This is a genomic window from Nitrospirota bacterium (genome assembly GCA_016207885.1).
Classification (GTDB): Bacteria; Nitrospirota; Thermodesulfovibrionia; order UBA6902; family UBA6902; genus JACQZG01.
In genome coordinates this window covers 36,989-58,077 of the sequence record JACQZE010000016.1, presented here as the reverse complement: position 1 = coordinate 58,077, position 21,089 = coordinate 36,989, and the positions used below count along the sequence as shown (strand labels likewise).

Here is a 21,089-nt window from a genome sequence, read left to right as displayed (position 1 = left end):
CCTTCTATTTCAGCATATATAACAGCACAAGGTTAATCATAAATATCAACACCATCCCGGCAGAATCCCATGCCAGAAACAATTTTTTACTCTCAGCACGATAGGTCAAACCGATAATTGCAACTGCTGTCATGGCAATGGCGGACAATGCCGGGATCGCATGGTTCTGATTTACAAATGACAACATAGGCCCTTTTACGAAAAAGAGATCGTCAATGCCAAGGATTAATATGTTGAAGATATTAGACCCGAACAAGTTTCCGGCTGCAAGGTTTATCGCCCCCATCTTCACGGCAGCTATAGAGACCACCACTTCAGGGAGAGATGTGGATACAGCTATGAAAATATTGCCCACAAAGGTCTGGCCCAAACCTGTCGTCTCTGCAATTGCCTCGCCTATTTCAGGCAGGAAGATGGCTGCTATGACAACAATAATCGCATGGATGCTGTAATGAACAACAGCAGTCTTCGCCGGTATTTTTTCGTATTGCAATTCAACAGCTACCTCTTTTATGAATGCGGAAATCTGCCTCTGTTCATAAAAATAGACCAATCTCATGGCGATTAAATAGACACCTATAATTATAGGAGTATAAAGTCCGATCCAGCCGATGGAAGAAATACGGACTCCCAGAAAAAGGCTTATAACAACTATTGCCAAAAGAAGTATTCCAAAACCCGCAGAGAGAACATGCCCGTGATGTGCCTTAGCTGACAACGGTTCCCGCCGGTGCGCAGCGTCAATAAGCGCAAGGATGAGCATATTAAAGACACAGCTTCCCAGAACGTCACCCGCTGCTATATCCGGAACTCCCGCGAAGGTGACAGAAGTTATGCCGGTAACAAGTTCAGGAAGTGACGTTACTGACGCCATCAGCACAAGGCCGATCCATGCCCTGCCAAGCCCTGTCTTTTCAGCGATAACGTCTCCGTACTTGGCAAGCCTTGTCCCTGAATAGACAATGACAGAAGTGCAGACGATGAAACTAAGCCAAAGTGTCATTCAAATCACCTTTTCAAGGTAGCTGAAGTGCGTAACGAGATTCTGGTCTACCCGTGAGTCAGCGCAGGATATAAAGAGAACTTCAGGCTCCTGTTCTTTAGCAAGCCGCCCGAAGAACTCCCCTTCTTTTTTGAAATAGGATTCCTGAAATTTATGAATGCCTTTATAAAGCTTCTTCATTTATGTATGGAACGCCTGAATACAGAAGCGCTTTTATTACATTTTAAAATAGTTTTATAGCAGTACAAATTCAGTTTGACACTCAAGTTTACACTATGCTAAAGTTTTAGACCCTGATTTGTGATTTTCAGGGTTGCAGATATTATAGAGTTACTCCATACAAACTGCAAAGCATTTCAGTCTGCATTAAACAGCTCAACAATATCAAAAATTAAGGAGGACATTAAAACAATGCCACTCGATCCAACTAAACACAAAGACTGGGAGATTGCAGAAGAAGCAGAGAAAACAATGGCAACTATCTATGAGATAGGAGAACGCCTTGGACTTAAGAAGGAGGAGCTTCTACCTCAGGGCCATTACATCGGAAAGATAGACTACAGGGCAGTTCTTGAACGCCTTAAGGACAGGCCTAACGGAAAGTACATTGACGTAACGGCAATTACCCCCACTCCGCTTGGAGAGGGAAAATCAACATCAACAATGGGCCTTGTGCAGGGACTTGGAAAGCTTGGAAAAAATGTAAGCGCAGCGATAAGGCAGCCTTCAGGCGGGCCTACAATGAATATCAAGGGTTCTGCCGCGGGCGGCGGGCTTGCGCAGTGTATCCCGCTGACCCCCTTCTCACTCGGATTCACAGGCGACATCAACGCCATCATGAACGCGCACAACCTTGCCATGGTCGCCCTTACCTCAAGGATGCAGCACGAACGTAATTATAATGATGAGCAGCTTGTCAGGCTGAGCAATATGGAGAGGCTTGATATCGACCCTACAAAGGTTGAGATGGGATGGATAATCGATTTCTGCGCGCAGTCTTTAAGGAATATCATAATCGGCATTGACGGAGTTAACGGCAATAAGGACGGCTTCCTGATGAAGTCGAAATTCGGCATCGCTGTTTCATCAGAGGTCATGGCGATACTTTCAGTCGCAACCAGCCTGAAGGACATGCGCGAGCGCATGGGCAAGATAGTCGTGGCTTACAACAAGAAGGGTAAACCCATCACAACTGAAGACCTTCAGGTCGCCGGAGCGATGACAGCATGGATGGTTTCAGCCTTGAATCCAAGCCTTATGCAGACCATTGAAGGCCAGCCTGTCATTGTTCATGCCGGCCCATTTGCCAATATCGCGATCGGCCAGAGCTCTATAATCGCTGACCAGATAGGGCTGAAACTTTCTGATTATCACGTGACAGAATCCGGATTCGGAGCTGATATCGGTTTTGAAAAGTTCTGGAACCTTAAATGCCGTTTCAGCAAACTCATTCCTGACTGCGCAGTTGTTGTCGCAACTATCAGGGCGCTTAAATGCCACGGCGGAGCGCCGGTGCCTGTTCCCGGCAAGCCTATGCCCAAAGAATACAGCACTGAGAATGTCGGCTGGGTAGAAAAAGGCTGCGGCAACCTGCTCCATCATATCAAGAATGTCAGAAAAGCAGGCATCAGCCCGGTTGTCTGCATCAATGCATTTTACACTGACACCCCTGCTGAGATCGCAAAGGTCCGCGAACTCGTTGAAGCCGCAGGCGCCAAGGTCGCTCTCTCAAAGCACTGGGAAAAAGGCGGCGCAGGCGCTATTGAATTTGCCGAAGCGGTTGTTGCGGCATGTGAAGAGAAGAATGATTTTAAATTCCTCTACGAACTTGATCAGCCTGTTAAAGAGCGTATCGAGCTTATCGCAAAGGAAGTATACGGAGCTGACGGAGTTGAATACTCCCCTGAGGCAGAGACAGCTCTTGCCAGGATACAGAAAGACCCTGAGCTTTCAAAGTTAGGGCTGTGCATGGTAAAGACCCATCTCTCTCTTTCTGATAATCCTGCACTTAAGGGCGTGCCTACCGGATGGAAGCTCAAGATCAGAGAGGTTCTCACATACGGCGGCGCACAATTTATCGTACCTGTTGCAGGAGCGATCAGTCTGATGCCCGGAACGAGCTCCAACCCTGCATTCAAACGAGTTGATGTAGATACTGAAACAGGCAAAGTTCAAGGTGTATTTTAAAAATACATAAATAAGCTTTGACAGCCCCTGTTATCATTCATTGACAGGGGCTGTTTTATTTTTTGAAGTTTTTTCTCGGCTACACATGCTAACTCTTTTATTTATATAGAGTTATAAGTTATTAATTACTATAAATCTAATGTCCTATGCAAACCATAACCTTGTCATTCCGGCTGCTCCGGCTAGCCTACTGTTGGCTTGTCCGGAATCTGTATAGCTGAATGACTCCCGATACCCAAAGGGCACAAGGCAAGCGGGAGTGACAGCTTTGGAGTAGGACATTTGTAATGCAGGATATTTATTTATGATTAAAAATATTCCCAATATTCTTACCGTCACAAGGATACTTTTATTGCCGCCATTTGTTGCTGCGTTTATGTACAATAAATACCAGGCCGCGCTTTATATATTTATACTTGCAGCCTGCACAGATATTTTTGACGGGCTTGTAGCGAGGATAACAAAACAGACAACCGAACTTGGCAGGATATTAGACCCGATTGCAGACAAATTCTTTATGGTGACATCATTTGTGCTGATGACATATTACGGCATGATACCAAAGTGGATCACTATCGTGGTTATAAGCAGGGACCTTATCGTTATTACCGGATGCATCATCACATACTTTATCGTTAACAGGCTTAAGATCGAACCGACTATTTTAGGGAAGACATCAAGCGCGTTTCAGTTTGTTTTGATAGGTGTTGTCCTGCTGCTTATAAATATGAATGGTGATACATCTTCACTGTTTCTATTACTGATATTCATAGCATTCCTGACGATAGTTTCAGGGCTGCAGTACATATATAACGGGCTAAAAACAATTAATCCCGGCAACGGCCAGGCATAAAGATCATGAACCTAAGCATCAACCACATAAAAGAAGGCAGCAACGCAGAAAAGCTCGGATTGAAAAAAGGCGATGTCATTGCAGCCATTAATAACGAGCCTGTTAAGGACATAATCGATTACATGTTCCATGCCGCAGATTCATCTCTGCATATGGATATCATCAGAGGAGATAAAAAGCTGAACTTCACTGTTCCAAAGAAAGATATCTCAAACCTTGATATTGAACTTAAATCCTTCAAGACGAAATCCTGCAATAACAACTGCATATTCTGCTTTGTGAACCAGCTTCCCAAAGGCATGAGGAAGAGCCTCTATCTGAAGGACGATGATTACCGCATGTCCTTTCTTTACGGCAATTACGTAACACTGACCAACCTCACAAAAAAAGATAAGGAGCGGATCGTTTCGCAACGTCTGGGCCCGCTGTATTTATCCGTGCATACGACGAACACTGACCTGAGAAGGAAGATGTTAGGCAACAAAAAAGCGCCTGACATACTTGAAGATATAAAATACTTCACTTCGCACAAGATAAGGATACACGCCCAGATAGTGCTCTGCCCCGGCTTTAATGACGGTGAAGAACTTCTGAACACAATAAGAGACCTCTCAAAATTCTACCCGTATATGCTCTCCATCTCGGTTGTGCCTGTCGGCCTGACCAAATACAGGAAGAAGCTTGTCAGGCCTGTTGAAACTGATGAAGCAAAAAAGGTTATTGAGGAAGTTAAAAAGCTCCAGCTAAGATTCAATAAACGCCACGGAGACACACTGGTTTACATCGCTGATGAATTATACATAGATGCAGGCATGCCGTTCCCGGCATTAAAGAACTACGGCGACCTCCCTCAATTAGAGAATGGTGTCGGAATGGTGCCGCTGTTTTTGAACCTGGCTAAAAAAGCAAAACTCCCGAAAAAGATCGAGCCGAAAAATATAGCCACATTCACAGGCAAATCTTTTATGCCGTATCTTACTGAATTCAAAAAAAGGCTGGACACGATAGAAGGCCTGAACCTTGAGGTCTTTGAAGTTGAGAACAGGCACTTTGGTTCGTCAGTGACCGTTGCCGGGCTCTTGACAGGCAAGGACATAATAAAGACCCTCGTCGGCAAGACAAGGGCGGACTGTATTCTTGTCCCTGATGTAACACTTAGGGATGAGACAAATGTATTTCTTGATAATGTTAAGATCAAGGACATCGAAGAGACGCTTGGCATTCCGGTCAAGGTCATCGAGTCAACACCTCAGGGGCTTATAGAAGGGATAAAAGATGGATGTAAGTGGGAAGACTAAAATAATCAGCATATTCGGATATCCGGTCGAGCACTCTCTCTCGCCTAATATGCACAATGCAGCCTTTGACAAGCTCGGACTTGATATGTGCTATGTCCCGTTTAAAGTTGCGCCGCATGACCTGCCTGCTGCGGTAAACTCGATCAGGGCGCTCGGGATGTTAGGCGTAAATACCACAGTCCCGCACAAAGAAAATGTTATCGCACTTCTTGATGAGGTTGATAAAGAGGCATTGTTCATAGGCGCTGTTAATACGATAGTTAATACTGACGGCAGGCTTAAAGGCTACAACACAGACGGCAGAGGTTTTATGAGCTCGCTGTCTGAAGAAAATATCAATACAGATAATAAAGATGTGCTCGTTATAGGAACCGGCGGCGCGTCAAGGGCGATAAGTTATTATTTAAGCGAGAAGGCGTCAAAGCTGTCTATGTTTGATATTGACAAACCCAAGGCTCAGAAATTGGTGGATGATCTCAGCAAGATACGTGACAATGTAATCCTGCTTGATGATATTAAAAACATGGGCACGCCTGACATCATCATCAACGCAACCCCGCTCGGCCTGAAAGATACCGACCCCCTGCCCTTTGACACAAATGTAATCACTTCTGAAACGGTTGTTTGCGACCTTATCTACAAAGAGACCCCTCTTCTGAGAGAAGCAAAGGCAAGAGGCGCAAAGACGATAAATGGTTCAGGTATGCTGCTGTGGCAGGGTGTGCTTGCATTTGAATTATGGACCGGTATCAAACCGCCGGTTGATGTTATGAGGAAGGTGTTGTTGGCGAAGATAAAATAAATGTCATCATAATAATTATTTCTCCACCTCATCAAAAACCTCTATCCTGTCCCTGCCCTTTGCCTTTGCACTGTACATAGCCCTGTCGGCGAGTTCAATTATTTCATCTTCACTCTCTGGAGTTTCCTTCTCTTTATAGAACATCTCAGCAATTCCCATGCTTACGGTTATCCGGATCGGTTCAGAACCTGCACCTTTTATCTCTTCTCCGGCGATCAGATCATGTATTCTCAACGCAAGCACTTTAACACCCTCAATCCTCGTTTCAGGCGAGATTATGAGAAACTCCTCACCGCCATAGCGCACGATTATATCTTCAGCGCGGCAGTACTTCCTTATTACGGCTGCGACCTTCTGCAGAATGAGATCGCCGAATATATGGCCGTATGTGTCATTGAACTTCTTGAAGTGGTCAATGTCTATCATGATGCATCCCAAATAATGGCCGTATCTTTGCGCCCTGTTGACCTCTTCATGCAGGCGGTAGGCAAGATATCTCCTGTTATACAGGCCTGTCAACTCATCTATTATCGAAAGCTCCTCGATCTTCTTATACGCCTGCGACAGCTTCCTCATCAGCTTCAGGACGATAAAATAAATGATCCCGAGAAGAAGAATTATAGTCAGAAAGGCTAATAGCAAAATTATAAAATTATTGTTTCTGAGTTTTGACTGAACATGCTCGATGTTGTAGTTAAGGCTTATCCCGCCCCTTATCTCTCCCTGCCTGTAACCCTGCTGAAAGTGACACTCCAGGCATTCCTGCTTCATGTAGAGAGGCGCCATATATCTGAAATATGTTCTGTCATTGATAATTTCTTTGCGGTAGAACTCATGAGCGCCCTCGTTGAACTTCGCAAAAGCATCCCGCTCGAACTCATCCGGCAGATTCCTGGGGTCAAGTGGATAAAGGCTTGTTATATGGAACAGGAGCATCTCCTCTACTGACGCGAACCTCACTATCTCGCCTGTCATCAGAGTCGAGCCTATCCTTGTATAGAACTTGCCGTTCATGGATTCAAAATCCGGATTATCAAGATAGTTCTCAGGGTCGACGACCTTCTTTTTCTCCGCATAAACACCGCTGTGCCCGGACCCCCAGTTTCTGTTCAGGGCGATGTCATTGAAGTCAGCCCTTGCGGCAGTGACGATCTCTTCCTCGATCAGCTGGCCGTTCCTGTAATACAATCCGAGAAAAATCCCTGATACAAAGATGGCTATAATAAGGCTGATGCTGAAGAGGAATATCCTGTATTCTTTCGTGAAGTAAATTGTGCCTTTTATCTTATCCGGCATAATAACATCCTATCAGAGCATAATTTCAGAGTCAATCAAATAATTATTATTCTAAATTCTTTGATAAAATATTTAATACATGTTAATTTCATCTTAACATCCATTAACAAACTGAGGAGTTAATATAATGAAAATAGCGATAACAGGCAAAGGCGGGGTTGGAAAGACAACGCTCTCAGCTCTTTTAAGCCATATCTACTCTTCAGAAGGCAAAAAGGTCATCGCGGTTGACGCAGACCCGGATGCTAACCTTGCCGCGGCGCTCGGCATCTCCAAAGATGAACTAAGCGCCATCCGGCCGATAGCTGACCTGACGGACCTGATAGAGGAGAGGACCGGCGTAAAACCCGGAACCCCGGGCGGGATATTCAGGCTCAATCCCAAGGTTGATGATATACCCGAAGGATTCGGATTCAAGCTCGGCAACACAACCCTTCTTGTCATGGGTAAATCAAGGGCCGCATCATCAGGGTGCTACTGTCCTGAGAGCGCGCTTTTAAAAAGACTGCTCAAGCATCTTATCCTTGAGAGAGATGAGATCGTCATAGTTGATATGGAGGCAGGCATTGAGCACCTCACAAGGGGGACTGCCGAAGGCGTGGACGGATTCATAGTCGTGGTGGAGCCCGGGCAGAGAAGCATACAGACAGCGCTCTCTGTGAAAAGGCTCGCTGCAGAGTTAGGCATCAAAAAAATATTCGCCGTTGCCAATAAGACGAGAGGTGAAAGCGACATCTCTTTTGTTAAAGATTCGCTGAAGGATATGGAACTGCTGGGCGCGATATCTTTTAACAACGATATAATGGAAGCTGACGTCAAAGGGCTCCCGTCAAACAAGGCGTCATCCATTGCTATAGAAGAAGTTAAAAAGATAAAGATAAATCTGGAGAAGCATATTTGAAGAAGAGAATCAGAGAAGACCTGCTCAATAAGCGTAATTCGATCGATCCTGACGAGAAGAAGTCAAAAGAGAGATCCATTGAAAAGAAACTTTTTAATCTGGAAGAGTTTAAGAAGTCTGAATGCATATTATTATATGCCTCATTCCGCTCTGAAGTTGATACGATGAATTACCTTCAGGATGTGATACATCTGAACAAAAAACTCATAATACCGCTGGTTGACCCTGATCATAGAAGACTACGACTTTTCGAGGTCAGGGATGTTTCAGAGCTTATCCCCGGGTATATGGGCATACAGGAACCCGGGATCTTGAAAGACCGTGAAGTATCATTGAATGAGATCGGCCTTGTTATCATTCCCGGAACAGGATTTGACACTAACGGTAATCGCCTGGGATACGGCGGAGGCTACTATGACAAACTCCTGAGCTATGAGTCAAAGATGCTTTCAAAGGCTGAACATATAATCACCATCGCCCTTGCTTTTGAAGAACAGATCGGCGACAAAATACCGGCAGAACCGCATGATATAAAAGTCGATATGATAATCACCGATATGCGGGTAATTAATTGCAAGGCCTGATATCAATCATTCGCACTGCATTTTCCTCTTGCCAGTGCTGCTGAAAATAATTATAATGATTCATAAGAAAAATTTAAACTAATCCCATCTTAAAAAAGGAGGCATCAAATGAGCAAAGGAAAAGACAAACAGAAATCGAGCGCAAAGAAAGCGCCAAAGATGACCCTTAAAGAAAAGAGAAAGGCAAAGCAGGAGAAAAAGGGTTAGTTCATAACTACAATCACATTCAGATGTTATCCAACCGATCCCCTCTTACGCTGTTTCAGGCAAGAGGGGATTGATTTTTTATTCCTCACCATCCTCCTTATTTAACTCTGTCATTTTTTGACACTCATAATTCATAAATGCTAAAATTCCTTTCAAATTTTAAGCAATTCCTTACTAAAATTTAATAAATCTCAGGAGGAACTAATGGCATACAGAGAGTACAAGGAACGCATCGGAGGCATTAATCACTGGCTGTTTGCGCAGGATGATTTTAAACACCTTATTTCCCGCTCATTCCGCGGAGAAGAATATTCCAATGTCATTAACGGCTCCGGAGTCGTAAAGGGAGAGCAGAAATTTCCAAAGGGATATCAGGATGTGATCATCCCCGAGCTTAAGCGCAGGTCTGATTTTCTGAGCGAGATACCGGCTCTTAAAGATGTTAAGCCTGCCGACTCAAAAGTCCTGACCGTTCTGGTCGGCGATAAAGATGACCCCAAGGTCGCTGCATCGAGAAGCTATGTCGGAATGAAATCTGCCACAACAAAACTTTCAGGGCTCTCAAGCATGCTCGAAGAATTCCCATCTACTGTCACAGCTTCTGAAATGTATAAAAAGCTCGAGCAGTGGAATAATGACAAGTCTATCTCTATCTTGATGTTCCAGCTTCCATTCGGCGGCAAGGCCGGAGAGACTATTGATACAACCGCTCTCTGCAACCGTATAAATGTTGCGAAAGACGGAGACGGGCTCAATCAGGTCACGCTCGGGCTTATGTCTTTGGGAGCTGAACGCTATTACGACTGCTGCACTCCAAGGGGTATGGTGGATCTGTCAAGTGTATATCTCGTCAGGGAAAAAGGCGCAAGGCTTCGCCCGGATGGCATAGCCAGCTTCGCAGGGCTTGAGGTTGTGGTCGCAGGCAGAAGCAACATCGTCGGCGAACCGCTCTTCAATCTCCTGAAGCGTTTTGACGCTACAGTATTAGGTCCGCTGCATACAAAGACAGGTTCAGGCGGAGCTTCTGATAAAGAGACACAGCGCAGAATATATATTGAACTTTCGAAACGCGCTGATATAATCTTCGGCTGCATGGGATTTCACCCCTACAAAGTTCATTCTGATACAGAATACTTCTTCACACCTGAGATGGTTAAGCAGGGATGCCTGATAATAGACGCTTCCACATCATTTAGAAAAGACGGCAAGTCGCCTTACGGCGATGTTGACCCTGCTGCACGCTCCAAGGCTGCTGCATTCACATTAGAGACCGGCGGTGTCGGCCCTGCTACCGTAACCAAACTGGTACATCAGGGATGGCTCGGCATGCTTTACCAGAACATTGATAAGGTCAGAAAAGCTGTTGAAGACAACAGGCCGATCGCTATATCAACCTTTACAAAGCTTCTTGCATCTTATGCAGGATCGAGTGAATCTGATGCGGCAGTCAATGCTGAGAAGCTCTTTAACAGGGCTATACATCCTGACAGCCATCCAGTGCATGCTGTTGACGCTTTGGAAGCTATTCTTCCGGAGTTGATGAAGAAATAAGTTTAATCATGGACAGAAAGAAGATTGAAAAAGGCGTAAAGCTTATCCTTGAAGGCATCGGGGAAGACACCGAAAGGCCGGGGATCAAGGATACGCCGCAGCGCATCGCCATACTGTATGAAGAGATATTCGCAGGCCTTTCCACGCCGGATGATGAGATACTCAAGCCGATTGAGGGTGAAAGCCATGACGAGATGGTGCTCCTGAAAAATATCCCGTTCTATTCTGTATGCGAGCACCATCTTCTTCCATTCATAGGCAAGGCGCATGTGGCATATATACCATCAGGCGGAAAGATCGTCGGGCTTAGCGAACTTGCAAAAGCTGTTGAACTCTTTGCAAAGAGGCCTACTGTACAGGAACGCCTGACAACTCAGCTTGCTGACCTGATAATGAAGAAATTAAAACCTAAAGGCGCCATGGTCATCATTGACGCAGAGCACCTCTGCCTTTCCATGCGCGGGCTTAAGAAGTCAGGCGCGAGCACTGTCACATCAGCAGTCAGAGGGATCTTCAGGACAAAGGAATCTACAAGGATGGAGCTTCTTGAGCTTATCAAGCAGAACAATTAAACTGATACATATTTCATGCATAAGGAGTGAAAAATGATAATCACCAAGAAACGCGACTTTAAGGCTTTGCTGGAAAATATCGCAGACTACAAAAGTTTCTTTCTCGTCGGCTGTTCTGAATGCGCATCATTGTGCGGCACAGGAGGCGAGCCTGAACTTGCAGCGCTCAAAATAGCGCTCGAAGCCGAAGGCAAGACCGTCACAGGCACCATGCTTCCGAAGACAGGATGCCAGACATTAGGCACAAAGATAGAACTGAAGAAAGATAAAGACGCATGCGCTGCTGCTGACGCGATAATCGTCATGTCATGCGGTGCAGGCACACAGTCGGCTGTTGAGATATTCCCTGACAAGCCTGTATTCCCTTCCAACGACACCTTATTCCTTGGCAACATGACAAGGTTTCAGATGTTCGATGAAAGATGTTCACTGTGCGGCGAGTGCATACTTGATAAAACAGGCGGCATCTGCCCTGTCACCGCATGCCCCAAGGGGCTTTTGAACGGCCCTTGCGGCGGGACGAATGAAGGCAAATGCGAGGTCAGCCCGGACATAGAGTGCGCTTGGGTAAGGATATACAACAGGATGAAGAAGACCAACCGGCTTGAAGATTTTAAAAAGACGCTCAGCCCGAAGAACTGGTCGGCAAGCAGAAAACCAGCTACCCTTAATACCCGTGGTGAGAAAGAGGAGGTAAAAAAGTGAGCCTTAGAGACGCCCTTAATTCAGGAAAATTTGTTGTAACAGCAGAAGTAGGCCCGGCAAAGGGCACTGATATAAAAAAGATACTCCATGAGTCAGAACTGCTCAAAGGAAAGGTTGATGCCCTTAATGTTACTGATAACCAGTCGGCAGTCATGCGCATCAGCTCGGTCTCATTCTGCAAGCTCCTACTTGAGATGGGGCATGAACCAATTTTGCAGATGACATGCCGCGACAGAAACCGCATCGGCCTTCAGTCAGACCTGCTTGGCGCGAGCATACTCGGGATAAAGAATGTCCTCTGCATGACCGGCGACCATCCCAACGCAGGCGACCATAAAGAGGCAAAGCCTGTCTATGATATCGAATCTGTCCAGCTTCTTCAAATAGTAGCCGGGCTTAATGCGGGCAAAGATATGATGGGCAATGAGTTAAAGGGCGCGACTGATTTTTATCAGGGCGCGGTCGTCACTCCTGAATCCAATCCGATCGAACCGCAGCTCATGAAGTTTGAAAAGAAGATAGCGGCAGGAGCGAACTTCTTCCAGACACAGGCGATATATGACATAGACAAGTTCAAGGATTTTATGAGCTACGCAAGACAATTCCCTGTGAAGATACTTGCAGGATTGGTTCTTCTGAAGAGCGCGGGCATGGCAAACTTCATGAACAAGTTCGTCCCGGGAATCACTGTTCCCCAGAACCTGATCGATGAGTTAAAGGCAGCAGGCAAAGAGAAGGCTTTAGATGCCGGGATAGATATAATGGCAAGGCACATCAGGCAGCTTAAGGATGAGAAGATCTGCGACGGCGTTCACATCATGGCTATCGGCGCGGAAGACAAAGTGCCTGAGATAATGGAGAGAGCCGGACTGCTGTAAGCGCGTTGTCATTCCAGTAGTTTATTTTTTTGTCATTCTGGCTTGTCCAGAATCTAATTATTTTACAGATTTAATAAATCAAAGGGTCGGGTAATCCCCGGCCCTTTTTTTGTTTTCAGCACAACTGCTTTCTCAACCGAAAATATTGTAATCGTAAATTTGATTGTGATGGCCTATGAAGCGGAATTCAACTACGTCTTTCCCTGTAAATCTAAATACGATTCTGTAGTGGATATCAATTCTGAAACTCCAGACATCATGACCTTTTGGATGAAGTTTTTCTGTTCTAAGGATAGGATTGAAGGGATTCTCCCTGAATAATTTTGTCTTCTCGTCAGCTTTAATCCTGATCTTTATCGGAAGGTTAAGAAACAACTCATTGAATGTGGCAGTAGTATATATCTCTGTCATGCCTTTTATGTAATTTCAAGCAGAGATTTTCTTTTTGTTGTACGGCCTGCCTTATGATCTGCTTCTGATCTTTTCAGTGTATCAATAAAATCCTTCTTAAAAAGACCGACAGCATTACAGAAAGTTTCATAATTATCTTTTGTTATTTCAAACTTGATCTTATCTTTTGTTACCCTCTTAATTTCAGCAGACAATGTCTTTTGCATATCAGCACCTCCGGTTTTATTATACAATTTTTCCAAAATGAGATTTATTGGTTAATTTGCGTTGCTTCATGCGGTAGTATCAATTCCCGCCATATTCCGCTTTCTGTGTCAAGCAATAATAGTTTTGCGTTTTTGATACGTGTAGGGCCATTGTTTAAAGCGATGACAAAATATCGCCCATCACGGGATACCGCAGTCCCGAGATTAGCACTCGAATCAGAGTCATGTGGCGGATAGCGCCATGATTGTCTGCTTCCATCCAATCCCACACGACGAATTCTGATGCCCTCCTTGGGTCCGCCATCAGCATCAAAAAACACATTCCCCTGTGCGTCCGATGAAGGGTGATTAGCACCGACGAGATCAGTAAACATCGGCGACTCCAGCATAGTCTGCCCTCGACTTACCACTATGACTTTACTCCGGTTGTAACGTCGATCGTAGTCACTGATACTCTTCGCCAAAGTGCTTTCAGGGCCAATCACTAATTTAGACATCGGACTATCTCCATTCAGCAACACCTGCTTATCGTCGGGGAAATAAACCGACCGACCCAGTTGAAAGAACTCGAATTTGCCAGCATACAGCCCCACCCTGCCGGTTTCTAAATCAAGTTCCCACAAATCCCACCGAGAAGCGACAGTCTTGCTGCCGGGTTTGCGCATGGTCTCAGTCTGGGGGAAGATAACCTTCTTGCCGGAGTGCGAAAACGCCGGGTAGATTTTGAAGCCGCTTCCCTTTGTCACAACACGCATGTTCGAGCCATCTATGTTCATAGTGGCAATCTGATATTTAAAATAGTATTCATTATAGGTGCTCAGATCGCCCACAGGCATTTCGGTTGGGAAAGTTACAAATACAAGTTTATCGCCAGAATCGGCGTAATACGCCATCATCCAGGCTTGACCCGGCAGCGGCTTGTAGTAACCCAGAGAGCCGGTAGCGAGATCGTAGACATGAATGCGGCATTTGTCAGGGTTAGGAGAGTCAGTATCACAACGGTCAAATATAATGGACTTCCCATCAGGGGAAAAGAGCGGATTGCTGACATTATCACCTTTTACAGCTTTGCTTCCCATAGAACAACCTCCCAATATTAAGGTTAATATTGCAACAGTGAACATCAGGTTTAATCTGTTTATCATATTACCTCCTTCCTTGCTGCATATTATAGCTCATGCCATCACCTTGCAACATAATTATTTTAAAACTCATAACGCCCCCTCACCCCCTCTTACCCTTAAGAGGGGGAACATGACGTCAAAACTTAATTAGATTTTTCTTATTTGTAACCCGTGCCTCTTATTGCGTAAAATAGGCGCGTGACTTTTAATTCAAAGACTTTATTCAAGAGATTCCGGACAAGCCGGAATGACAGAACAAATTGGAAATCATGAACAACTTCACTAACTTCTGGCAGCATATCCCGGAACACATCAACCCTAACATCATAGAGATAGGACAGTTTCAGATCCGCTATTACGGGATGATGTATATCGTAGCGTTTGCCATAGCCTATCTCCTCGTCATGAAGAGGGTAAAAGGTGAAGGCTACAGTTTTACAAAAGAGACGATACAGGACGCCTTTGTCTGGATGATCCTGGGGATAATGCTTGGCGGAAGGATCGGGTATGTCCTGTTTTACAACTTAAGCTACTATATCTCAAACCCTCTTGAGATATTTCTGCCGTTCAGTTTTAATGACGGGATACGCTTTACAGGGCTTGCAGGCATGTCATACCACGGAGGACTGGCAGGCCTCTTAACAGCCGCCCTCCTCTTCTGCAGAAAAAGGAAGATAGATTTCTGGTATTTTACCGACCTCTTCGCGCCTGTTGCGCCTCTCGGCTACACATTCGGAAGGATCGGCAACTTCATCAACGGAGAACTCTACGGCAGAGAAACATCTGTATCGTGGGGCATGTACTTTCCATTTGATCCAGAAAGTATGCTCAGGCATCCGTCACAGCTGTATGAAGCATTTTTTGAGGGCATAATCCTCTTTATCATTCTATGGAGCGTACGCAAGCATAGCCGGTTCAATGGATTTCTTCTATCGCTTTATTTAATAGGTTACGGGCTTGTGAGATTTGTTATAGAATTCTTCAGGCAGCCCGATCCGCAGCTCGGATTTATCCTCGGCCCGCTGAGCATGGGGCAGGCGCTATGCCTGACTATGATGATGTGCGGCGCTGTAATATATTTAATAAGATCCAACAGTAAGACATAGCATAGATTTGTCTGTGTTATAATCAAGTACAAAAAATAATCTGAATCAGGAGAATATGAACAATGATTGCAAAAAGCGGCGATAAAGTTAAAGTTCACTACACATTAAAAGATATAAATAACGAGGTGATAGAGTCCTCGCGTGAAACTCATCCTTTAGAGTTCACCCTTGGAGACAAACATGTCATCCCCGGGTTTGATAAGGGCGTGACCGGTATGAAGGTTGGCGAGTCAAAGACTATCAATATACCATTTGCAGATGCTTACGGCCCGCGGAATGAAGCGATGATCTTTGAATTTGACAAGAGCAAAGCACCCGAACAGTTCGATCCGGCGATCGGGCAGACCGTAAAGCTCCACAGGGCTGACGGGATGCCTGTCATGGCAACAGTGATCGGAAAAACCGTAAATGGATTTACGATGGATGCAAATCATCCTCTTGCAGGCAAAGACCTCACATTCGACCTGGAGCTGGTCGAAATTATTACTGAGTAGCATAAAAGATCAATACCATGCCATCAATTACGATAAGGGATATCATTAATAAAAAAAGCAGCGGCAGTAAGATCACAATGCTTACCGCCTATGACTTCCCTTTTGCCCGGATCCTTGACGAGGCAGGCATAGATATGATCCTTGTCGGAGACTCACTGGGCATGGTGGTGCAGGGCCTTGATAATACGCTGCCTGTGACAATGGATGAAATGATATACCACACAAAGATGGTATCCAGGGCATCAAAACATTCGATGGTCATTGGAGACATGCCTTTCATGTCATATCAGGCATCTGTTGAGGACGCGGTAAGAAACGCCGGAAGATTTCTCAAAGAAGCCGGCGCCACTGCGGTCAAGATAGAGGGAGGAGCTGAGGTTGCAGACCGCATAAAAGCGATGACAAGGTCTGATATCCCGGTGATGGCGCACATAGGGCTTACACCACAGTCAATTCACAGAATGGGCGGATATAAGGTGCAGGGCAAGACCGAAGAGGCAGCGGCAAAGCTTATTGAGGAGGCTGTCATTGCTGAAGACGCAGGCGCGTTTTCGTTACTGCTTGAAGCCATACCGATGGAGCTCGCAAAAAAGATCACTGAAAGGCTCTCAATACCTACCATCGGGATAGGCGCAGGGGCTTACTGCGACGGACAGGTTTTGGTACTTCATGATGTGATAGGCCTGTTTGAAAGATTTACGCCGAAATTCGTAAAGAGATACGCGAATATTAAAAATGATGTATTGACAGCAGTAAAAGGTTTCAAAACAGATGTTGAAAACAGTACGTTCCCTTCTGATAAAGAAAGTTTTAAATGATTTTCAGGGGGATCCATTCCCTTGTACTTACCTGTTCGTCTAACCTGAAAAACCAATGATCGCATGTGCCGCATCGTTTCAGTTCTTATATGAAAAAATTATAATCCCGCATTTTACAAAATTGTCTTCGATTGTATATAATGTAGCCGTAAGATTACAGGATAAATTATGGAAAGAAGACGAACAGAAAGATACGATATCAACATGGATACCAAAATTATCTATGACGACACTATCGTTAACGGGGTCATAGAGAACTTCTCAGACGGCGGTTTGGGCGTAAGCTGTGCTTCTATCGAAGGCCTGAAACCTCTTGAGATCGGCGATATTATCAAGGTTGAATTCAAGGTCTTTTATCAGGATACGGTATGTTTTCCATGTGAAGTCAGGTGGAAAAAAGAATTCAACGACCCTGTGCATGGTTTCTTATTAAGGATCGGAATGGAGCACCTGAAAGCCGAAGATAATACTAATATGATCTGCCGATGACCAGCATGTAGCAAAATAGTTATACGCTTTATACTTTCATTAATGTCCCCCCACTTTTTATAATCTCCTTAATTCTGCTGCTTATCTTTAATGTTAAAATAATTTGTATTTGATATATTAAATACAAATAGAAAATTCATAGTTAAAGAGGTGGCTATTCATGCGCGTTATCCTCGCTTTAATAGCGGTATTGATTTTTTCCGCACAATCTCCGGCTGCTGAAGAATTGAATATAGGGCTTATCCCCGAGCAGAATGTATTTAAACAGATCAAAAAGTATGAACCTCTGGGGAAATACATTGAGAGCAAAACCGGGATAAAAATTAATTTTATAATTCTTTCAAGATACGGGAATATCATTGACAATTTTAATAGCATGAACCTTGACGGCGCCTTCTGGGGCAGCTTTACAGGCGCTATGGCAATTCAAAAACTGAACATACAGCCGATAGCCAGGCCGGTAAACCCTGACGGAAACTCCTCTTATCAGGGATATATCTTTGTGCATAAAGACAGCAGGATCGACAGTATCGCCCGAATGAAAAATTCAGTTATTGCGTTTGTAGACAAAGCAACAACCGCAGGGTACATATTCCCCATGGCCTATTTCAGGGAGAACGGCGTGACCAACATCGACAACTACTTTAAAGAATACTTTTTTGCAGGCAGCCACGACGCAGCCATATATGCCGTACTCAATAAAGAGGCATCCGTGGGATGCGCCAAAAACACGATATTTGACATGCTTGCAAAGGAAGATCCATCAGTTAAAAATGACCTCGTTATTCTTGCGAAGTCGCCGTTTGTGCCCTCAAACGGGCTCGGCCTGAAAAGCAACATTGCCAAATCCATAATAAAAAAACTTCAGTCCGCGCTGCTCGGCATGAGCAAAGACCCTGATGGAATGGCGGTACTGGAAAAGTTCGGTGCCAAAGAGTTTATCATCACCACAAAGGAAGATTATCTGCCTGTATTCGATATGGTAAAAAAAGCTGGCATTGATCTCGGAACTTATAACTACAGGAACAAATGACAAAGAAGATCATCCTCTCCCTTATCACCCTTTTCATGATCTTCTTCGCAGGCGCCGCGGTCTCAATGTTTTACATCTCCGACAGCGCGTCGGATGTCAGCAATATTATCAAGCTGCACCAGGTCGGGGACCTGAGAAGGGACCTCCTTATAAACCTCCAGTCTGTCCAGTCAAATATATACAAATTCAACACTTCCAACACCAAAGACCTGAACAGGATGGCGGCTGATGTAATGTCGCTTAACGAAAAAGTCAGTGAATGCTTCTCATGCCACCATAAGCCATACATAAACAGCCAGATAATGCGCATTCAGTCCCTTGTAAAAGATTATGAGAACCAGATCAGCTACTTCATTACAGGAAGCGCCACAACCGATAGAATTGACAAATACAAACAAAACTCGATCTCCACGGGAGATGATATACTTGCCGCGCTTATGGATATGTCAAGGAAGGCAAGCGTCAGGCTTGAGGCATTGACAACCAACAGCACTAAAAAGATCAATCAAATACAAAGTGTGCTGATAACAACAATACTGGCAACCCTCTTCTTCAGCATTATCGTAGCCTTCAGACTGACAAGATTCATCACAATGCCTGTCAGCAAGCTCCTTTCCGCAACAAGAAACATCGCCTCAGGGGATATAGGCGCCACAATAAAACATCATGACAGAACTGAATTCGGCGAGCTTGCCGAGAATTTCAACATAATGAGCAAAGGGCTCAAGGAAAGCTATGATGAACTCAATAAAGAGATCACTGAGCGCATAAGGACCGAGGACAGGCTCAGGGAAAGCGAAGAAAGATATATGCTTGCGGCGCAGGGCGCCAATGACGGCTTATGGGACTGGGACCTTATCTCCAACAAAATATACTATTCTCCCCGCTGGAAAGCGATGCTCGGCTATAATGACGATGAGATCAAGGATAGTTTTGAAGAATGGGGCAAGCACACACACCCTAATGACATCATCCAGGTTGAGACAGGACTCAAGGCGCATATTGAAGGCCTTACACCGCAGTTCCAGAATGAGCAGCGCATGCGCCATAAAGACGGGACATACCGGTGGATGCTTACCAGAGGGCTTGCCGTAAGGGATGAGTCAGGCAAGGCATACCGTATGGCAGGTTCCCAGACGGATATCACAGAACGAAAAGTAATTGAAGAACAGCTGACCCATGACGCTTTTCATGATTCCCTGACAAGCCTTCCGAACCGCGCGCTCTTTATGGACCGCCTTTCACACGCGATAAAGCGCAAGACCCGGAAAAATGAAAAACTATTTGCGGTGCTTTTCATAGACCTGGACCGGTTCAAGGTGATAAATGACAGCCTCGGGCATATGGCGGGAGACCAGCTGCTTATCAAGGCCAGCCAGTGTTTTATTGAATGCCTCAGGCCGAGTGATACAGTCGCGCGTTTCGGAGGGGATGAATTCGCGATACTCCTTGAAGAGATAACAGATACGAATGATGTAACAGCGCTGATAAAACGCGTGCAGAACGCTCTGCTTCAGCCTTTGAAACTCGCGGGGCATGAGGTCTTCATAACCCTGAGTATCGGGATCGCATTCAGTTATCCAAACTCTAACAACCCTGACAATCTCCTCCGCAATGCGGACATAGCGATGTATCACGCAAAGGCAAACGGCAGAAACCGCTATGAGATATTTAACGAGATAATGTACAAAGATGTCATAACCTCCATGAAGATGGAAAATGACATGCGGAGAGCTATTGTCAATAAAGAATTCAAGGTCTTCTACCAGCCGTTCATCTCTCTTAAGGACAACAGGATATGCGGTTTTGAAGCGCTTATCCGCTGGGATCATCCGGAAATGGGAATGGTGCAGCCGTCAGAATTTATCCCGTTGTCAGAAGAGACAGGGATGATAGTGCCTATCGGGAAATGGGTGCTTAATGAAGCATGCAGGCAGATATGTGAATGGAACAACAGGTTCCGTTTTGATATCCCGCTGAAGATGAATGTCAATATCTCAAGCAAGCAGTTTCTCCCCGACCTTATCAACCAGGTAAAACTTGTCATACAAAAGACCGGGATAGAACCAAAGAACCTGACGCTGGAGATAACGGAAACGCTGCTGATGGAAAATGCGGAATTGACCGCGCCCCTGTTGCAGCAGCTGAAAGAGATGGGCGTAATGCTGCAGGTAGATGATTTCGGCACAGGTTACTCATCACTGAGCTATCTGCACAATTTCCCGTTTGACGGCCTGAAGATAGACAGGTCTTTCATCGCCAAGATCGGCACGAAAGATGAAAAGCTTGAGATCCTGAAGGCGATCATAACACTGGCACAAAACCTTGACCTCCATGTTGTGGCTGAAGGTGTAGAGACAAGTGAACAGTTCGTCAAGATAAAAAGACTTAACTGTGAGTATATACAGGGATTCCTTCTTTCAAAACCTTTGAGCGCCGCTGATGCTGAATTATTTTTAGCAGACAGGGAAAGAGTGGCCTTATTATTTGACAACATGAAGTAAGCCATAACTGAATATCTGCGCTCAGATGCATATTCCTCCGGCATAATATATAGATAAATTTATATGT

The 21,089-nt window shown here is 45.0% G+C and carries 22 protein-coding genes; 16 read left to right on the top strand and 6 right to left on the bottom strand.

Annotated elements, in window-relative coordinates:
* Positions 1 to 4 precede the first annotated feature (4 nt).
* Positions 5 to 1,003, bottom strand: a complete 999-nt coding sequence (locus HY807_09220) for a sodium:calcium antiporter (protein MBI4826582.1) — start codon at positions 1,001 to 1,003, stop codon at positions 5 to 7.
* Entirely contained in the window at positions 1,004 to 1,183 is a 180-nt protein-coding gene (locus HY807_09215) for a hypothetical protein (GenBank protein ID MBI4826581.1), read from the bottom strand.
* A gap of 231 nt (positions 1,184 to 1,414) precedes the next feature.
* Here HY807_09215 and HY807_09210 point away from each other — a divergent pair, with 231 nt between their 5' ends.
* The 4 genes from HY807_09210 (at position 1,415) to HY807_09195 (ending at position 6,143) form a co-directional block, all read left to right on the top strand.
* Positions 1,415 to 3,190, top strand: coding sequence for a formate--tetrahydrofolate ligase (locus HY807_09210; GenBank protein MBI4826580.1), 1,776 nt, complete (start codon positions 1,415 to 1,417; stop codon positions 3,188 to 3,190).
* A 304-nt stretch (positions 3,191 to 3,494) separates the two neighbouring features.
* Positions 3,495 to 4,043: a CDP-diacylglycerol--glycerol-3-phosphate 3-phosphatidyltransferase gene (pgsA, locus tag HY807_09205; protein ID MBI4826579.1), complete on the top strand. Its 549-nt coding sequence runs from the start codon at positions 3,495 to 3,497 to the stop codon at positions 4,041 to 4,043.
* A 5-nt stretch (positions 4,044 to 4,048) separates the two neighbouring features.
* Positions 4,049 to 5,341, top strand: coding sequence for a DUF512 domain-containing protein (locus HY807_09200; protein MBI4826578.1), 1,293 nt, complete (start codon positions 4,049 to 4,051; stop codon positions 5,339 to 5,341).
* Positions 5,319 to 6,143, top strand: coding sequence for a shikimate dehydrogenase (locus tag HY807_09195; protein ID MBI4826577.1), 825 nt, complete (start codon positions 5,319 to 5,321; stop codon positions 6,141 to 6,143). The genes HY807_09200 and HY807_09195 overlap by 23 nt, the downstream gene beginning before the upstream one ends.
* 15 nt (positions 6,144 to 6,158) lie before the next feature.
* Here the strand turns inward: HY807_09195 and HY807_09190 are convergent, their stop codons facing one another.
* Positions 6,159 to 7,439 carry a diguanylate cyclase gene (locus HY807_09190; GenBank protein ID MBI4826576.1) on the bottom strand — a complete coding sequence of 427 codons (1,281 nt, stop codon included), beginning with the start codon at positions 7,437 to 7,439 and terminating at the stop codon, positions 6,159 to 6,161.
* A 127-nt stretch (positions 7,440 to 7,566) separates the two neighbouring features.
* On the opposite strand from HY807_09190, the gene HY807_09185 reads away from it, so the two are divergent.
* From HY807_09185 to HY807_09160, 6 genes are all read left to right on the top strand, one after another.
* Positions 7,567 to 8,340 carry an AAA family ATPase gene (locus tag HY807_09185; GenBank protein MBI4826575.1) on the top strand — a complete coding sequence of 258 codons (774 nt, stop codon included), beginning with the start codon at positions 7,567 to 7,569 and terminating at the stop codon, positions 8,338 to 8,340.
* On the top strand, positions 8,337 to 8,924 hold the full coding sequence (locus HY807_09180) for a 5-formyltetrahydrofolate cyclo-ligase (protein ID MBI4826574.1): 588 nt from the start codon (positions 8,337 to 8,339) through the stop codon (positions 8,922 to 8,924). The genes HY807_09185 and HY807_09180 overlap by 4 nt, the downstream gene beginning before the upstream one ends.
* A gap of 411 nt (positions 8,925 to 9,335) precedes the next feature.
* Entirely contained in the window at positions 9,336 to 10,682 is a 1,347-nt protein-coding gene (locus HY807_09175; protein MBI4826573.1) for a hypothetical protein, read from the top strand.
* A gap of 5 nt (positions 10,683 to 10,687) precedes the next feature.
* Positions 10,688 to 11,254, top strand: a complete 567-nt coding sequence (gene folE / locus HY807_09170) for a GTP cyclohydrolase I FolE (protein ID MBI4826572.1) — start codon at positions 10,688 to 10,690, stop codon at positions 11,252 to 11,254.
* 33 nt (positions 11,255 to 11,287) lie between these two features.
* The gene (locus HY807_09165) at positions 11,288 to 11,959 is read left to right on the top strand and encodes a methylenetetrahydrofolate reductase C-terminal domain-containing protein (protein ID MBI4826571.1); all 672 of its coding nucleotides are present in this window, start codon (positions 11,288 to 11,290) and stop codon (positions 11,957 to 11,959) included.
* On the top strand, positions 11,956 to 12,837 hold the full coding sequence (locus HY807_09160) for a methylenetetrahydrofolate reductase (GenBank protein ID MBI4826570.1): 882 nt from the start codon (positions 11,956 to 11,958) through the stop codon (positions 12,835 to 12,837). The genes HY807_09165 and HY807_09160 overlap by 4 nt, the downstream gene beginning before the upstream one ends.
* Positions 12,838 to 12,969: 132 nt before the next feature.
* Here HY807_09160 and HY807_09155 read toward each other — a convergent pair whose 3' ends face one another.
* Genes HY807_09155 through HY807_09145 form a run of 3 tightly spaced genes read right to left on the bottom strand, consistent with a single transcriptional unit; the run spans position 12,970 to position 14,533 of the window.
* Positions 12,970 to 13,248 carry a type II toxin-antitoxin system YoeB family toxin gene (locus HY807_09155; protein MBI4826569.1) on the bottom strand — a complete coding sequence of 93 codons (279 nt, stop codon included), beginning with the start codon at positions 13,246 to 13,248 and terminating at the stop codon, positions 12,970 to 12,972.
* A gap of 5 nt (positions 13,249 to 13,253) precedes the next feature.
* Positions 13,254 to 13,454: a hypothetical protein gene (locus HY807_09150; GenBank protein ID MBI4826568.1), complete on the bottom strand. Its 201-nt coding sequence runs from the start codon at positions 13,452 to 13,454 to the stop codon at positions 13,254 to 13,256.
* 44 nt (positions 13,455 to 13,498) lie between these two features.
* The gene (locus HY807_09145; GenBank protein MBI4826567.1) at positions 13,499 to 14,533 is read right to left on the bottom strand and encodes a PD40 domain-containing protein; all 1,035 of its coding nucleotides are present in this window, start codon (positions 14,531 to 14,533) and stop codon (positions 13,499 to 13,501) included.
* 314 nt (positions 14,534 to 14,847) lie between these two features.
* Between HY807_09145 and HY807_09140 the strand changes: the two genes are divergently transcribed.
* From HY807_09140 to HY807_09115, 6 genes are all read left to right on the top strand, one after another.
* Positions 14,848 to 15,684 (top strand): prolipoprotein diacylglyceryl transferase, encoded by an 837-nt coding sequence (locus HY807_09140; GenBank protein MBI4826566.1) that lies wholly within the window; start codon positions 14,848 to 14,850, stop codon positions 15,682 to 15,684.
* A gap of 62 nt (positions 15,685 to 15,746) precedes the next feature.
* Entirely contained in the window at positions 15,747 to 16,178 is a 432-nt protein-coding gene (locus HY807_09135) for an FKBP-type peptidyl-prolyl cis-trans isomerase (protein ID MBI4826565.1), read from the top strand.
* A gap of 17 nt (positions 16,179 to 16,195) precedes the next feature.
* Entirely contained in the window at positions 16,196 to 16,996 is an 801-nt protein-coding gene (panB, locus tag HY807_09130; protein ID MBI4826564.1) for a 3-methyl-2-oxobutanoate hydroxymethyltransferase, read from the top strand.
* A 168-nt stretch (positions 16,997 to 17,164) separates the two neighbouring features.
* Complete coding sequence (locus HY807_09125; protein MBI4826563.1) at positions 17,165 to 17,485, top strand: PilZ domain-containing protein; 321 nt, start codon at positions 17,165 to 17,167, stop codon at positions 17,483 to 17,485.
* A gap of 160 nt (positions 17,486 to 17,645) precedes the next feature.
* Entirely contained in the window at positions 17,646 to 18,518 is an 873-nt protein-coding gene (locus tag HY807_09120) for a phosphate/phosphite/phosphonate ABC transporter substrate-binding protein (protein MBI4826562.1), read from the top strand.
* On the top strand, positions 18,515 to 21,022 hold the full coding sequence (locus HY807_09115; protein MBI4826561.1) for an EAL domain-containing protein: 2,508 nt from the start codon (positions 18,515 to 18,517) through the stop codon (positions 21,020 to 21,022). The genes HY807_09120 and HY807_09115 overlap by 4 nt, the downstream gene beginning before the upstream one ends.
* The last annotated feature ends 67 nt before the right edge of the window (positions 21,023 to 21,089 follow it).

What these genes read in the sequence shown, in the direction of transcription:
- HY807_09220 (MBI4826582.1), bottom strand. Translation starts at nt 1,003, where the DNA reads ATGACACTTTGGCTTAGTTTCATCGTCTGCACTTCTGTCATTGTCTAT.
- HY807_09215 (MBI4826581.1), bottom strand. Translation starts at nt 1,183, where the DNA reads ATGAAGAAGCTTTATAAAGGCATTCATAAATTTCAGGAATCCTATTTC.
- HY807_09210 (MBI4826580.1), top strand. Translation starts at nt 1,415, where the DNA reads ATGCCACTCGATCCAACTAAACACAAAGACTGGGAGATTGCAGAAGAA.
- pgsA (MBI4826579.1), top strand. Translation starts at nt 3,495, where the DNA reads ATGATTAAAAATATTCCCAATATTCTTACCGTCACAAGGATACTTTTA.
- HY807_09200 (MBI4826578.1), top strand. Translation starts at nt 4,049, where the DNA reads ATGAACCTAAGCATCAACCACATAAAAGAAGGCAGCAACGCAGAAAAG.
- HY807_09195 (MBI4826577.1), top strand. Translation starts at nt 5,319, where the DNA reads ATGGATGTAAGTGGGAAGACTAAAATAATCAGCATATTCGGATATCCG.
- HY807_09190 (MBI4826576.1), bottom strand. Translation starts at nt 7,439, where the DNA reads ATGCCGGATAAGATAAAAGGCACAATTTACTTCACGAAAGAATACAGG.
- HY807_09185 (MBI4826575.1), top strand. Translation starts at nt 7,567, where the DNA reads ATGAAAATAGCGATAACAGGCAAAGGCGGGGTTGGAAAGACAACGCTC.
- HY807_09175 (MBI4826573.1), top strand. Translation starts at nt 9,336, where the DNA reads ATGGCATACAGAGAGTACAAGGAACGCATCGGAGGCATTAATCACTGG.
- HY807_09165 (MBI4826571.1), top strand. Translation starts at nt 11,288, where the DNA reads ATGATAATCACCAAGAAACGCGACTTTAAGGCTTTGCTGGAAAATATC.
- HY807_09155 (MBI4826569.1), bottom strand. Translation starts at nt 13,248, where the DNA reads ATGACAGAGATATATACTACTGCCACATTCAATGAGTTGTTTCTTAAC.
- HY807_09150 (MBI4826568.1), bottom strand. Translation starts at nt 13,454, where the DNA reads ATGCAAAAGACATTGTCTGCTGAAATTAAGAGGGTAACAAAAGATAAG.
- HY807_09145 (MBI4826567.1), bottom strand. Translation starts at nt 14,533, where the DNA reads ATGGGAAGCAAAGCTGTAAAAGGTGATAATGTCAGCAATCCGCTCTTT.
- HY807_09140 (MBI4826566.1), top strand. Translation starts at nt 14,848, where the DNA reads ATGAACAACTTCACTAACTTCTGGCAGCATATCCCGGAACACATCAAC.
- HY807_09135 (MBI4826565.1), top strand. Translation starts at nt 15,747, where the DNA reads ATGATTGCAAAAAGCGGCGATAAAGTTAAAGTTCACTACACATTAAAA.
- panB (MBI4826564.1), top strand. Translation starts at nt 16,196, where the DNA reads ATGCCATCAATTACGATAAGGGATATCATTAATAAAAAAAGCAGCGGC.
- HY807_09125 (MBI4826563.1), top strand. Translation starts at nt 17,165, where the DNA reads ATGGAAAGAAGACGAACAGAAAGATACGATATCAACATGGATACCAAA.
- HY807_09120 (MBI4826562.1), top strand. Translation starts at nt 17,646, where the DNA reads ATGCGCGTTATCCTCGCTTTAATAGCGGTATTGATTTTTTCCGCACAA.
- HY807_09115 (MBI4826561.1), top strand. Translation starts at nt 18,515, where the DNA reads ATGACAAAGAAGATCATCCTCTCCCTTATCACCCTTTTCATGATCTTC.